General features: G+C 58.2%; 13 protein-coding genes. 10 read left to right on the top strand and 3 right to left on the bottom strand.

Features of this window, described 5'->3' with window-relative positions:
- The first annotated feature begins 8 nt into the window (after positions 1 to 8).
- Positions 9 to 983 (top strand): malate dehydrogenase, encoded by a 975-nt coding sequence (locus tag FHJ80_RS09860; protein ID WP_016913321.1) that lies wholly within the window; start codon positions 9 to 11, stop codon positions 981 to 983.
- Between the two features lie 404 nt (positions 984 to 1,387).
- Here the strand turns inward: FHJ80_RS09860 and FHJ80_RS09865 are convergent, their stop codons facing one another.
- Positions 1,388 to 2,527: a GGDEF domain-containing protein gene (locus tag FHJ80_RS09865; protein WP_139527000.1), complete on the bottom strand. Its 1,140-nt coding sequence runs from the start codon at positions 2,525 to 2,527 to the stop codon at positions 1,388 to 1,390.
- The gene (locus tag FHJ80_RS09870) at positions 2,527 to 3,183 is read right to left on the bottom strand and encodes an HAD family phosphatase (protein ID WP_139527001.1); all 657 of its coding nucleotides are present in this window, start codon (positions 3,181 to 3,183) and stop codon (positions 2,527 to 2,529) included. The genes FHJ80_RS09865 and FHJ80_RS09870 overlap by 1 nt, the downstream gene beginning before the upstream one ends.
- Before the next feature lie 163 nt (positions 3,184 to 3,346).
- Here FHJ80_RS09870 and FHJ80_RS09875 point away from each other — a divergent pair, with 163 nt between their 5' ends.
- Positions 3,347 to 3,841 (top strand): RNA pyrophosphohydrolase, encoded by a 495-nt coding sequence (locus FHJ80_RS09875; protein ID WP_139527002.1) that lies wholly within the window; start codon positions 3,347 to 3,349, stop codon positions 3,839 to 3,841.
- Between the two features lie 86 nt (positions 3,842 to 3,927).
- The gene (gene ptsP, locus FHJ80_RS09880) at positions 3,928 to 6,189 is read left to right on the top strand and encodes a phosphoenolpyruvate--protein phosphotransferase (RefSeq protein ID WP_139527245.1); all 2,262 of its coding nucleotides are present in this window, start codon (positions 3,928 to 3,930) and stop codon (positions 6,187 to 6,189) included.
- Positions 6,190 to 6,195: 6 nt separating this feature from the next.
- Here ptsP and FHJ80_RS09885 read toward each other — a convergent pair whose 3' ends face one another.
- A complete protein-coding gene (locus FHJ80_RS09885) occupies positions 6,196 to 6,966 on the bottom strand; it encodes an NRDE family protein (protein WP_139527003.1) in 771 nt (256 codons plus the stop codon).
- Between the two features lie 177 nt (positions 6,967 to 7,143).
- On the opposite strand from FHJ80_RS09885, the gene FHJ80_RS09890 reads away from it, so the two are divergent.
- The 7 genes from FHJ80_RS09890 (at position 7,144) to FHJ80_RS09920 (ending at position 13,596) form a co-directional block, all read left to right on the top strand.
- Positions 7,144 to 8,307 (top strand): response regulator, encoded by a 1,164-nt coding sequence (locus FHJ80_RS09890; RefSeq protein WP_340162662.1) that lies wholly within the window; start codon positions 7,144 to 7,146, stop codon positions 8,305 to 8,307.
- Positions 8,304 to 9,101: a sulfite exporter TauE/SafE family protein gene (locus FHJ80_RS09895; RefSeq protein ID WP_139527004.1), complete on the top strand. Its 798-nt coding sequence runs from the start codon at positions 8,304 to 8,306 to the stop codon at positions 9,099 to 9,101. The genes FHJ80_RS09890 and FHJ80_RS09895 overlap by 4 nt, the downstream gene beginning before the upstream one ends.
- Before the next feature lie 50 nt (positions 9,102 to 9,151).
- The gene (gene lgt, locus FHJ80_RS09900; protein ID WP_139527005.1) at positions 9,152 to 9,940 is read left to right on the top strand and encodes a prolipoprotein diacylglyceryl transferase; all 789 of its coding nucleotides are present in this window, start codon (positions 9,152 to 9,154) and stop codon (positions 9,938 to 9,940) included.
- A 184-nt stretch (positions 9,941 to 10,124) separates the two neighbouring features.
- Positions 10,125 to 10,943: a thymidylate synthase gene (locus FHJ80_RS09905; RefSeq protein WP_139527006.1), complete on the top strand. Its 819-nt coding sequence runs from the start codon at positions 10,125 to 10,127 to the stop codon at positions 10,941 to 10,943.
- Entirely contained in the window at positions 10,940 to 11,479 is a 540-nt protein-coding gene (locus FHJ80_RS09910) for a dihydrofolate reductase (protein ID WP_054641804.1), read from the top strand. The genes FHJ80_RS09905 and FHJ80_RS09910 overlap by 4 nt, the downstream gene beginning before the upstream one ends.
- Positions 11,480 to 11,500: 21 nt before the next feature.
- The gene (locus tag FHJ80_RS09915; protein ID WP_139527007.1) at positions 11,501 to 12,256 is read left to right on the top strand and encodes a ProQ/FINO family protein; all 756 of its coding nucleotides are present in this window, start codon (positions 11,501 to 11,503) and stop codon (positions 12,254 to 12,256) included.
- Positions 12,257 to 12,519: 263 nt separating this feature from the next.
- On the top strand, positions 12,520 to 13,596 hold the full coding sequence (locus tag FHJ80_RS09920; protein WP_139527008.1) for a porin: 1,077 nt from the start codon (positions 12,520 to 12,522) through the stop codon (positions 13,594 to 13,596).
- Positions 13,597 to 13,688: the final 92 nt, after the last annotated feature.

Here is a 13,688-nt window from a genome sequence, read left to right on the forward strand (position 1 = left end):
GAGCAATGATGAAAGATCCAGTCCGTATTGCGATTACCGGCGGTGCCGGTCAAATCAGCTACTCTCTTATTTTCCGTATTGCCGCTGGCGACATGCTGGGGCCGGATCAGCCCGTCATTCTCCAGCTTCTCGAAATTCCCCAAGCGATGGACGCGCTGAACGGCGTCGTGATGGAAGTCAACGACTGTGCGTTCCCGCTGGTACAAGACATCGTCGCCACCGACGATCCGAACGTAGCGTTCAAAGATGCCGATTTCGCCCTGCTGGTAGGTGCACGTCCGCGTGGCCCGGGTATGGAGCGTAAAGATCTGCTGGAAGCCAACGCTGCGATCTTCTCCGTGCAGGGTAAAGCACTGAACGACCACGCCAGCCGTGACGTCAAAGTGCTGGTCGTCGGTAACCCGGCCAACACCAACGCGCTGATCGCTTCTTGCAACGCGCCGGATCTGGATGCAGGTCAGTTCACGGCCATGACGCGTCTGGACCACAACCGCGCGCTGACGCAGCTGGCTCAGAAAACCGGCAAGCACGTCACCGATGTCGAAAACATGATCATCTGGGGCAACCACAGCGCCACCCAGTATCCGGATCTGGCCCAGTGCAAAGTCGACGGCAAAGCCGCTTTCGATCTGGTCGAGCGCGACTGGTACGAAAACGACTTCATCCCGACCGTTCAGCAGCGCGGTGCTGCCATCATCAAAGCGCGCGGTGCGTCCTCTGCCGCGTCTGCCGCCTCTTCCGCCATCGACCACATGCGCGACTGGGCGCTGGGTTGCGACGGCATCGTCAGCATGGCGATTCCCTCCGACGGCAGCTACGGCATTGCCGAAGGCATCATCTACTCCTACCCGGTGCGCTGCCAGGGTGGCAAATATGAAATCGTCCAAGGCTTCGAACTGGACGCGTTCAGCAAAGAGAAGATGCAAGCCACCGAAAAAGAACTGCGTGAAGAGCGCGCCGCCGTCGAGCACCTGCTCGGCTAAACGCGCCGTTTGGCACCCGCCAACCGCATCCACCCCGCAAGCCATGCTTGCGGGGTTTTTTATGCCCAGCGCAATGGATTTGGATGGAACGTTATGTCGCTTGCGAGATAGCTTCAGTGGATAAACCCGTAGCGCGGCGTAAGCGTAGCGCACCCGCGAAGCAACGCGAGGAGCGTTGCCGATGGGGCGGGGTGGGTGGTGGTGGCACGTTTGGTTCGGTAACGCCATCGGGGCGGCTGGCGCCGCCCTCCGCGGGTGCCTCTTTCGCTCGTTGCTCTCGCTCTTTCGTTACGCCGCGCTACGGGGGTGCCTCGATTCACCGTGATGTGGTAGCCGGGTGCTCGATTTGTCGAGATGTCGAGATGTATAGTAGCTGGGCACCTCGATGTCTCGTGGTGGTGGCGTCAGCAAATTTCCATACGGTTTCGGCCGCTACGTTTAGCTTCGTATAGGGCTTGGTCGCTTCGTGCGAGGAGGCTGGACAGGTCTTGGCTGGGCTGGGTGAGGCGTGTGACGCCCAGGCTCAACGAGACAGGGTTAGGTGTGGGGTGCGTGTGCGAAGCCACGGTTTGGAATCGTTGGCGTAATTGTTGGCCCATGCGCAGTACAGCATCGTCATCGACGTCTTTCAGCAGGAATACGAACTCATCGCCGCCCAAGCGGGCCATCAGAGCGTCCGCTGGCAATGTTTGTTGAGCGATATCGCCCAGGGCGATCAGTAGGTGATCGCCCGCGGCGTGGCCATAGAGGTCATTGACCTGCTTGAAGTTGTCCAAATCGACCAGGAGTAGCGCCCCAGGGTGGCTTGGGGTGATGCGTTTTAGCACGCGAAGTGCCTGGGTTTCGAAGCCACGCCGGTTGAGCAGTGACGTCAAGGCATCGCGTTCGGCGAGATGCGTGATGTGACGCTCTCGCTGGTAGCGCACGGTGCCGGTCATCGAGAGCGCAATCAGCAAGATGGCCATGGCACCCTCCACCAATGAAACGCGAATGATGGCTCCACGAAAGGCCATGAGGTCGACCAGCGTGTTGGGGGCCAAAGGCAGCAGCCCCTTGGCGATGTAAAAAAGACCGTGAATCAACAAGACGTAGTGCAATTGGCGAGTGCCGAGAGTGGCGCTGCCGGACTCCAGTTTGAGCGCCCAACTAGCCCTCAAGGCGAGCAGCCCTACCAATAACGAATTGAGTGCTAGATAGAGTTTGGAGCTGGTCAAGGGGGCGGGGAGTAGCAGCAGTGCGCACCAGATGACGACCAGCAGCCACCAGGCCTGGCTGGGACGTTGGCCGACGAAGCGCAAGACGCCCAGCAAGAAGAGCCAGTGGGCCAGGATCAGCAGGCCATTGGCAAACCACACGCCGACCAAGAAGAAACCATTGGCGCGTAGCAGTGAAAGACTCGAGCCCACCGTGATCGTGGCAAACCCTGCCGCCCATAGCAGCAGCGCCCGTTCTCGAGCGCCACGCCACTCCATCAGCAAATAAAGCGCCGCTGCAGCGGCAATGGCGATGGTTAGCGTTAATAGGGTAGGTGGGTCGAATGCCATTAATCCCGCAAACTCATGATTCGCCAGTGTCGCTCTTCGGCCACTTGGCGAAGTGTATCGTCAGGATCTACGGCGACGGGGTTATCGACCACTTCCAGCAGCGGCAGGTCGTTATGGGAGTCGCTATAGAACCACGCATCATCGAGGGTGCACTCTTGCCCTTCCAGCCATGCTTCCAAGCGGGTGACTTTGCCTTCCCGGTAGCTGGGCACACCGGCCACGCGTCCTGTGTAACGGCCATCGACCATCTCGGGGTCGACGGCAATCAGGTCGTCCACGCCCAGCCGCTCGGCAATCGGACCAGTGATGAAACGGTTGGTGGCCGTAATGATCAGCAAGGTATCGCCCTTGGTGCGGTGTCGCGCCAGGAGCTCTTCCGCCTTGGGTAGAATGTTCGGCTCGATCTTGCTAATCATAAACTGTTGGTGCCAAGCAGCAAGTTGCTCTGGGCTATTGTCAGCCAGCGGTTTCAGCGCCAGCGCCAGAAACGCCATCATATCCAGCGTGCCGGCATTGTAATCGGCGAGAAAGCGCTCGTTGGCCTCGCGGTAGGCCACCGGGTCCACTGCGCCTTGCTCCACCAGAAACTCCCCCCAGGCATGATCGCTATCGATGGATAGCAGCGTATTATCCAGGTCGAAAATGGCCAGACTCACGGCGCTCCCCTTGACGGTCAATGTTCGTTAGTTATAAGCGACACAAAGCGCGGGATTATCGCAGAGTCACCTGGGTTTAACCACTTAGCGTTATATTGTATTGATACGGTTGTCTCCCTTATGGAAAAATGGGGACAACTGAAAATTTATGAAGGTGATGTCCGTGATCGACGCTGACGGCTTTCGCCCCAATGTTGGCATTATCATTGCCAATAGCCAGGGGCAGCTGCTTTGGGCGCGTCGTGTAGGGCAAAATGCGTGGCAGTTTCCCCAGGGAGGCATCAAAGCAAGCGAGACTCCACAACAAGCGCTTTTTCGTGAACTCCACGAAGAGATCGGCCTAACCGCCGACGATGTTGATATTGTCGCCTGCACCCGGGGCTGGCTGCGCTACCGTCTGCCACGACGCATGATTCGTACCCACTCACGGCCGGTGTGTATCGGCCAGAAGCAGAAGTGGTTTTTACTCAAAATTCGTTGCCAAGAAAACCGCATCTGTATGACGGCCACGCCCAAGCCGGAATTCGACGGTTGGCGATGGGTTAGCTACTGGTACCCACTTGGGCAGGTAGTACCGTTCAAACGCGAGGTCTATCGGCGCGCACTTCGGGAGCTTTCCCCGCGTGTGCAGCGCTTGGCACAAGATGATGAAGGATAACGCGCGCACCGTTGCGGGGTAAACGCAGCGGTCACCGGCGGGAGAATCCCTCAGCGAGGCAAATAATAGTGAATAGTAAAACGTCCATGCTTGAGGTGCTGCGACGCGTTATTCAAGAAGTGAATGGCGCAAGAAACCTCGACGCCGCGCTGTCGACCATGGTGCGCCGGATACGCAAAGCCATGCAGACCGACGTGTGCTCCTTTTATCTCTACGATAAAGAGCTGGAGTCGTTGGTGCTGATGGAAACCATCGGCCTACGTACCCAAGCCGTGGGTCGAGTCGTGTTGCCGCTGGGGGAAGGCCTAGTGGGGCTGGTGGCCAAACGCAGCGAGCCGCTCAACCTGGAAGATGCTCGGTCGCACTCCCATTTTCGCTACTTCGAAGCCACGGGCGAAGAGCGTTACTCCAGCTTTTTAGGGGTGCCCATCATCCACCAGCGGCACATGCTCGGGGTGTTGGTGGTGCAGCAAGCGGAAAAACGCCGCTACGACGACGAAGACGAAGCCTTTTTGGTCACCATGGCCGCCCAGCTAGCCGGTGTGCTGGCGCATGCATTGGCCACGGGCAACCTCTCGCGACCGGCACTGCCGGGCGGCCAAGCCATGTTCAAAGGCGTGGCGGCGTCGCCCGGCATGGCCATGGGCGAAGCCGTGGTGATTACCCCGCCCGCCGATCTCAACAGCGTTCCTGATCTGATTCCCAGCGACCAAGAGTACGAAATCGCTCGCTTGAAAGAGGCCATTGGCAAAACCCGCGATGAGATTCGTGCGGCGGCAGAGCGCTTGGTCAATCGTATCTCCTCTCAAGAGCTGGCGCTGTTCGACGTCTACCAACAGATGTTGGGCGAAGCGGCACTCTCCGAAGAAGTCGAAAAACGAATTCGGGAAGGGCAGTGGGCGCCGGGGGCGCTGGCCGATGTCGTTCGCCGCCACGTTCAGTACCTGGAGCGGGTAGATGACGACTACCTTCGTGAACGAGCGGCGGACATCCGTGATCTTGGCCGCCGTGTGCTGGCGCATCTTCAAGAAGATACGCCTTCCACCCCTGAAACCTATCCGGATAACGCCATTCTGGTAGGCGATGAAATCAGCGTGGCCATGCTGGGTGAAGTGCCCCGCGACAAGCTCAAAGGGTTGGTGTCGGTGCGGGGCTCCAGCACGTCTCACGTCGCCATCGTCGCGCGCGCGATGGGGATTCCCACCGTTTTGGGTATGGTCGATCTCCCGTTGCCGCGTCTCAATGGTGCGCCCGTGGTGCTGGATGGTCACCGGGGGCGCTTGTTCGTTCGCCCGGCGGCCGAGCTGCAAACTCGCTATGCCAGCCTGATTGCCGAAGAGAAAGTGCTGAGCGAAGTACTCGAGCACGAGCAGGACCTGCCCAGTGAAACCCCCGACGGCTATGAGATGCCGCTGATGGTGAATACCGGGTTGGCGGTGGATGCCTCTGCGCTACTGAAAAGCCGCATTGGCGGGGTGGGGCTCTACCGCACCGAAGTGCCGTTCATGATTACCGAGCGCTTCCCCGGTGAAAAAGAGCAGATGCGCATGTACCGCGAACAGTTGGAAGGGTTTGCGCCCCTGCCGGTCGTCATGCGCACGCTGGATATCGGCGGCGACAAAGACTTGCCTTACTTCCCCATCGAGGAGGCCAACCCGTTTCTAGGCTGGCGAGGCATGCGGGTGACCCTGGATCATCCCGAGGTGTTGATGGTTCAGCTACGCGCCATGCTCAAAGCGTCCCACGACCTGGGCAACCTCTACGTTCTGTTCCCCATGATCACCAACGTCGAAGAGGTGGATGAAGCCATTCGTCTGCTCGATCGCGCCATCTTGGAACTGGGCGAAGAGGGCATGAGCGTCGAGCGGCCCAAGGTGGGGGTAATGATCGAAGTGCCCGCCACGATCTATCAGATGGACGCGCTGGCTAAGCGGGTCGATTTCTTCTCGGTGGGCAGTAACGACCTCACTCAATACCTGTTGGCGGTAGATCGCAACAACCCCCGCGTCTCGAGCTTATACGATGCGCTGCACCCTGCCTTGCTCGGTGCGTTGCAAGAGCTTGCCCAAGACGCCAAGCGGCTCGACAAACCCATCTCGCTATGTGGTGAGTTGGCAGGGGATCCGGCGGGCGCGCTGCTGTTGATGGCGATGGGCTTTACCAGTCTCTCCATGAACGCCCCCAGCTTGCCAAAAGTGCGCGCAGCGATACGCCGCGTCACGCTGGCCGACGCCCAATCTCTGCTCGATGAGATCATGCAACTCGATACGCCCGCGCGGGTTCATGAGCATCTCAATAAGCGATTGGACGAGTGGCAGCTATCGCACTTACTACCCCCTCGCGATTAACAGCGGCTACCGCGTCTCGCAGAGAACGTTTAGCGTCGTGTCACCCAGATAGCGACCGAAGGGGCCAAAACGCTGTTCGGTCAGGGTGGCGTTGCCTCGGGCGTCGAGCGTCAACCATGTGGTCGCACGGGTGCCGTACTGCTCGCCAACGATGAAAGCCGCCGAAAGCTGGCGTTCGAGCTCGAGCCCAATGCCGGTATCCGGTAAAAGAGATACCTCCGCCAACGCGGGATCATGCAGCGCACCGCCGGTGTCACGCCGCCAGCGGTGCTCATGGCTGTCTGCCAGCGCCTGTCGCGCGGCCTGCAGTTTGGGCCATGGCGTATTCAAGTTGGCATTCGAGAGCCCATGACACCCAGGGGCGACCTCCCTCAGCGCTACGCCGTCGTATCCTCGGTGCAAGTGCCAACAGTGTTGGGGCGTCGCCACCAGTAAATTGAAGCCCGCGTAGCGCTCGGCATGTCGGCTTGCCAGGGCGTCGAGCCACTCGGCAGGGTCGCTGGCGGTCAGCGCACCCGAGACCAATTCGCCCCGGCTGGGGGCGTTTGCAGGGGTGACTAAGCGCGTGTCGCGCACGTTGGTGAGCGCGGCGACCACGCCATGCCGATTGGCCGCCAGCCACGTGCCCCCGGCTTCTAAATCGCGGCCTCCATATAAAGGAACATCTTGCCAAGTACCTAGTGGCGAAGTAGGGCGCGCATGGAACTCATCGCGATTGCCTGCCAAGCGAAACGGCGTAGCGCTATCGGGCGCCCAATGAAACGTGATTAAACACATACGAAGCCCTTGAACGGCAGCAGGCGTGCCGCTTTGTGTGAGTGGTGTACCGGCGTGGCATGACAGGTGTGCGGTGTCGACGTACACTTAGCACAGAAACGTGCGGCATAAAACGTAAGGATTCACGCCATCGCTCTTTACAAGGCATGCTGCCCTTTGCCAACCAGGAAGTCGAGAATGATGCAACGCTATCAGCGAGAGCACTTCTGGAATGCCGTTATCTGGCCGGTGTTATGGCCACTGCTCCTCGTACAGGCCGCCTTAGTGCTGCTCTGTGTGTTGGTAGGTGCCGTGATTTGGTTAATGTCACCTGGCCAGGCTTCGTGGTCCACCACGCTCTGGCTCACGCTGACCCTGCTGCTGGGAAGCTGCCTGAACGTTGGCGCGTTTTTGATGTTGATCAAAGCACGGGCCAAGTTCAAAGATGCCTTGTTCATCCAAGGCCTCAATGAGCTGGAACGGCGCATCGATACGCTGCAGCAAGGCATCATGCCCCATGCGGCGTTGCTGCTGGACGAAGAGAGTCAAGAGCGCCCGCTCAAGCGGCTCACCCGCGCCAACGATCAGTTGGCAAGCTTGGTGAGCGCGTTACAGAAAAGTGGCCATGTCGCTACCGCAGAGACCGAACAGTCCAAGTCCGACCAAGCGCTGCTGGATGACCTACACCACCAGCAAAAGCAGCTCAAGCACCTCATGGCAGGAAGAGAGCGTGCCAGAGAAGAGTCGCGTTTGAAATCGGGTTATCTAACGCTCATGCAGCGGGAAGCCGATAGCCTGTTCGATCATCTTGGCACCATGCTGACCGAAGAATCCTCAGAAGCCTGTCGGCAAAACGTCACCCACGTGCGCGAGCGCTTGGCCGATATTCGTTCGCTGTTGGCCAACTTCGTTCAGCAGAGTGTGAACGAAGCCGATACCTACGATCTTCCTCTATCCAGCGAGCAAAGCCCGCGTGTGCTGGTCGTCGATGATGGCCCTGTGAACCTCATGCTCGCGCGGCAAATGCTCGAGTTGCAAGGGCTACACGTTGAAGGCGTGAGTAGCGGCGAGCAGGCGCTCGAGCGTCAGCAGTCTGCGTTCTACGACCTGGTATTCATGGATATCTTCATGCCGACACTCGACGGGCTGGAAACCACCCGCCGCTGGCGCCGGTATGAGCATCAGCACGCGACCAAACGAAGTGTCATGATCGCCCTGACCGCCAATGCCGATAACGCCGGGCAAGACGCCTGCAGCGCCGCCGGGCTGGACGATATCCTCGCGAAACCCTACCAGCCCGATACCCTACACGGCATGATCAAAAAATGGTTGCCTAACGCCTTGGAGAAGCCCAACGAATGACCTTCGCAGCCATTTTGGCCAGTTATCTATTGCTCGGTGCCGCCGCAGGCACCATGGCCGGTTTGTTTGGTGTGGGCGGTGGCATCATCATCGTCCCCGTTCTGGTCTTTGCCTTCGGGCTGCAGGGCATTTCCCCCGAGATCACCATGCACCTTGCGGTGGGCACCTCGCTCGCCACGATCGTCGTGACGGGCGCCTCTTCAGCGTTGGGCCACTTTCGCAAGGGGAGTGTGCACCGTGCCTGGTTCATGGCGTTATTACCGGGCTTGATGCTGGGCGCCATTGGTGGGGTCTTCATTGCCGGTAATTTATCTGGCACCGTACTAGGCACCTTGTTTGGCGTCTTCGTGCTCTTGTTGGCCACTAAAATGATCATGGGGCTTACCCCCAAACCAGGCACGCTGGCCCCCAGCAAATTTGCCATGACCCTAGCTGGAGGCGTGGTCGGGGCCATTTCCGCGCTATTTGGTATCGGGGGCGGGGCGATGACCGTGCCTTGGTTATCGCGCTGCGGTGCCACCATGACGCAGGCGGTGGGAACCTCTGCCGCCTGCGGCTTACCAATAGCGGCAGTAGGAGCGATCACGTTCATCGTGGTCGGCTGGGGCAATTCGCTGCTACCCCCTTGGGCGACAGGCTTCGTCATGTGGCCTGCGTTCATAGGTATCGTTGCGACCAGCGTGCCGTTTGCCCGTCTTGGTGTGCGCTTGGCTCACGTGTTACCCGCCCATGTCCTACGATACTGTTTCGCTGCGCTGCTCGCCGTGGTGGGGATACGCTTCATACTGGCGTAACCCCGTCATGGCAGGCGATGGCATGTCTTTTTTTCAATTAGAGAAAGTGAATGATCAACTACCCAACGATAGATCCTGTCGCGATTTCCCTCGGCCCGTTGCAAGTGCATTGGTACGGCCTCATGTACGTGGTCGGCTTCGTGGCGGCGTGGTGGCTAGGCTGCAAACGTGCCCCGCGTCTAGGAATGAACAAAGACGACATCGGCGACCTGCTCTTCTACTGCGCCATTGGGGTGGTCGCCGGTGGCCGCTTAGGGTACGCGCTGTTCTACGGTCTAGAGCAGTGGCTGGCTGACCCGCTATGGATCTTCCGCGTTTGGGATGGCGGCATGAGCTTCCACGGCGGCTTGATAGGCGTACTGCTGGCCGCTTGGCTATTTGCCCGCCGCAAGCAGCTGGCTTTCTTTACATTGACCGACTTCATTGCACCGCTCGTGCCCATTGGCCTTGGCGCAGGGCGCATTGGTAACTTTATCAATCATGAGTTGCCCGGCCGCGTGACCTCGCTCCCCTGGGGCATGCCCTTTCCCGGAATGGGGCCTGAACCCCGGCACCCATCGGCGCTCTACGAGGCGCTATTAGAAGGCGTCGTGCTATTTGCGATCCTCTGGTGGGTGTCTGCCCAACCCCGCGCACGTGGGTTTGTTTCAGGTCTTTTCCTGTTGGGTTATGGCGTCTTCCGCTTCATGGTCGAGTTCGTACGCATGCCCGATGCCCACATCGGCTTCATCGCTTTCGGCTGGGTCACCATGGGCATGCTGTTAACCTTACCCATGATCGCACTGGGGCTGGTATTCATAGCGTGGTCGCGTCATCAGCCTGTGGATGCCAAGTGGTGAGTAGTGAGTAGTGAGTAGTGAGTAGTGAGTGGTGAATGGTGAATGGTGAATGGTGAGTGGTGAGTGGTGAATGGCGGAGGCACGCTCTCGTTGGTAGCCAATCAACACTGGGCGGCCTAGAATACAACCCCACATCCGCTGTTAATTTGGAACTTCTGTGACTGTCACAACGCCCACGCCTACCATGACATCAACGTTGCCCGCGTTGGAACAGCCTTACCTAGACCTGATGCGCACCGTGCTGGAGCAGGGCGTTGATCGCGGCGACCGCACCGGTACGGGGACGCGCTCGGTGTTTGGGCATCAAATGCGCTTTGATTTGTCCCGCGGCTTTCCACTGCTGACGACCAAAAAGCTACATTTGCGCTCCATCATCCACGAGCTTTTATGGTTTCTGAAAGGGGATACCAACATTGGGTATCTCAAAGAGAACGGCGTGCGTATTTGGGACGAATGGGCCGATGAACACGGCAACCTGGGGCCTGTGTATGGCTACCAGTGGCGTAGCTGGCCAAACCCCAAGGGCGGCAGTGTAGATCAAATCGCCAATGTCCTCGAACAGATCCGCACGAACCCCCAGTCGCGTCGTTTGATCGTATCGGCATGGAACCCTGGTCAAGTCGATGAGATGAAGCTGCCGCCTTGTCACTGTCTGTTTCAGTTCTACGTCGCCAACGGGCGACTCTCCTGCCAGCTTTACCAGCGCAGTGCCGATATTTTTCTGGGCGTGCCGTTCAATATCGCCAGTTACGCGTTGCTGCTTAGCATGGTGGCCCAGGTCACGGGCTTACAGCCGGGGGAATTCGTTCACACGCTAGGAGACGCGCACCTGTACAGCAACCATTTGGAACAGGCGAACGAGCAGCTTGAGCGCACACCCATGCCACCGCCCAGGCTCGTGCTCAATCCAGAGGTCACGAACCTATTCGACTTCACCTTCGATGATATTCAGATCGAAGATTACGCGTCCCATCCGCATATCAAAGCAAAGGTAGCCGTATGAGTCAGCAAGCCACCGCCTATGAACCGCTGGTGCCCGTTGCGATGATCGTCGCCATGGCCAAGAATCGCGTCATTGGCGTCGATGGCAAGCTACCCTGGTACTTGCCAGAAGATTTGAAGTTCTTCAAACGCATGACGCAGGCCAAGCCGCTGGTCATGGGGCGTAAAACCTTCGCCTCCATTGGCAAGCCGCTGCCCAATCGTCTCAATATCGTCGTGACTCGGGATGCCCAGTTTAGTGCAGAAGGCACGCGCGTGTGCCATGAGCTACCGGCTGCGTTAGCGCTTGCCGATCAGCAGGCGACGATCGAGGCAGCAGAAGAAATCATGGTCATGGGCGGCGGCGAGATTTACCGTCAAGCCTTACCGTTTGCCCAACGTCTCTACATCACGGAAGTCGATATAGAGGTGGAAGGCGATGCGCACTTCCCCGCGTTCTCGACGGAAGAGTGGCAAGAAGTTCAGCGAGTCGCCGGGCAGCCCGCAGAAGGGCAGCCAAATTATGACTTCGTCGTGTACGAGCGTGTCAGCGACTGATTTGGGTCAAAGGAGGGGGTTATGGCCGCCAGCGTACTGCATCTACTAGAAACGTTAGAAACACGGCTCGAACAAAACAAGGCCGAACTCATTGCGCTGCGCGAAGAGAATCAGCAGTTGAAACAGCAGCTAGCCGCGCTATCGACTCGCGCCTCAGGGGAGCCTACGGCATCGCCCGCTGAACACGGGACCGATGTCGCGGCGGGAGAAGAAGTGCCGAACGAAGTACCCGAGCACGTGCCAGCGGCGGTCAGCGAGCCAGCAACGCCAGATGTGCCAGAAGCCGTCACGCAACCCTCGCCGCAAGCGTTATTGAAGCAGTGGTATCAGCGTTACCCACATGCCTTCTTCAAAGGGCACACCAAACCCTTGAAAGTGGGGATTCACCAGGATTTGGCCGAGCGCGAGCCTTGGCCGAGTAAATTGATCCGTCGGGCGCTGGCCAACTACGTCAATTTGCCGCGTTATATCAAATCCATGCGTGAAGGAGCAGAGCGTGTCGATTTAGATGGCCAGCCTGCAGGCAAGGTAGATAAAGAAGCCGCGAAACATGCCAATGAGCGGCGACAAGAGGCGCCCACGAAAAACCGAGCGGAACGTCCGGCACCACCCACGAAAAGTCGCAAGAATAAAGCGCAGCCAGCCGCGAGTAACTCATCGCCAAACGATGAAAAGCTCCCAGCGAGAACGCCCGTTCCAGAAAAAAGTGAGCAGAAAAAACCGCTTACCATGGAAGAGAAGCTTAAAGGCCTGCAGCAAAAATTCGAAGGGCGCTGAGACCTGAATCCTTGGACGGGGTTCCATAAAAAAACACAAATCGTAAAAAAACACTGTTTTTTTCTATTGCGTTCCCTGGAATCCCGGTATAGAGTTTGACCTGCGAGCATTGGACTATAACAAGGCTTTGTTGAGGACATGTCGCATACCTCCGGGAAAAACCGGCGGATGAGAAAAAGAGCATGGCCCGCAAGCCACTTACTGGCTTCTTCGAAGGCCAGTAATAACGATCGAAACAGTAAGCTAGTTAAGGAACCTACATCATGAAAAAGACACTTTTAGCGACTGCTATTGTTGGTGCCCTGGGCGCCTCCGCTGCAGCACAAGCAGCTACCGTTTATGACCAAGACGGCACCAAACTGGACGTCTATGGCCGTATTGCCATGGGTATCGCCGGTGGCGGCGCAGAATACAACTCTGCTGGCCAGAAAATCGACAACAGCGAAGAGTTCGTAGACGTTTACTCTCGTCTGGGTCTGCGCATGAGCCAGGAAGTGACTTCCGACCTGACCGCTTTCGGTCGCGTTGAGTGGCGCTTCACCGGTGACGAGCGCACTGGTCCGAGCGGCAACGGCAACTCTGGCTTCAACGAAGTTCGTCAGAGCTACATCGGTCTGCAAAGCAACCAGTACGGTACTTTCCAAGCCGGTAACTTCGACAGCTTCTACAACCAGTTCGTATCTCTGCCGTTCGACGTATACATCGACCGTGGCCTAGAGTTCTCTGGTCACCCGAAACAGTCTCGCGGCGACTCTATCGGTTACTACACGCCTGACCTGCAAGGCTTCACTGCGTTCCTGCAGCTGAAACACTACAGCGAGCGTGGCGAGCTTGAGCCGGTTCGTGAAGAAGGCAACGTAATTGCACCGCAAGGTGGTGTTCGTTACCAGCAAGGTCCGTTCACTGTAGGTCTGGGCTTCGTTGAAGACGTCGTACGTGGCGGCGGTAACGGCGAAATGCTGGGCGGCCTGATCGGTTCTTACGACATCAACGACCAGTTCTCTGTTCGTCTGGGCTACGAAGGCCGTGAGAACAGCGATACTCTGGGCGGCGGTTACGACATCGTTGGTCTGGGTGGTACTTACGCCACTGGCCCGTGGGCATTCACTGCTGACGTATACGACGTAAGCGAAGACGGTGCTGATGCAGACGACCGTACTGCATGGGCCCTGGGTACTTACTACAAAGTTTCCAGCAACTTCGACGTGTTCCTGGAGCTGAACCAGCGTGACCAGCAGTCCATCGACGTCACCATCGGTGGCAGCGAAGGTCCTGTTAACGTTGAGCGCGCTGACGGCGACGACATTTACTACCTGACAGGCGCTCGTTACCACTTCTAAGCCTTGGTCTAACCAAGCTTAAAGTTGTAACCCCTGTAGTAGTTAATGAGCCGGCCCCTTTTGGGGCCGGTTTTTTATGCTTAAAAACTAGA

Source organism: Halomonas sp. BL6, assembly GCF_006228115.1.
Taxonomy (GTDB): Bacteria; Pseudomonadota; Gammaproteobacteria; order Pseudomonadales; family Halomonadaceae; genus Vreelandella; species Vreelandella piezotolerans.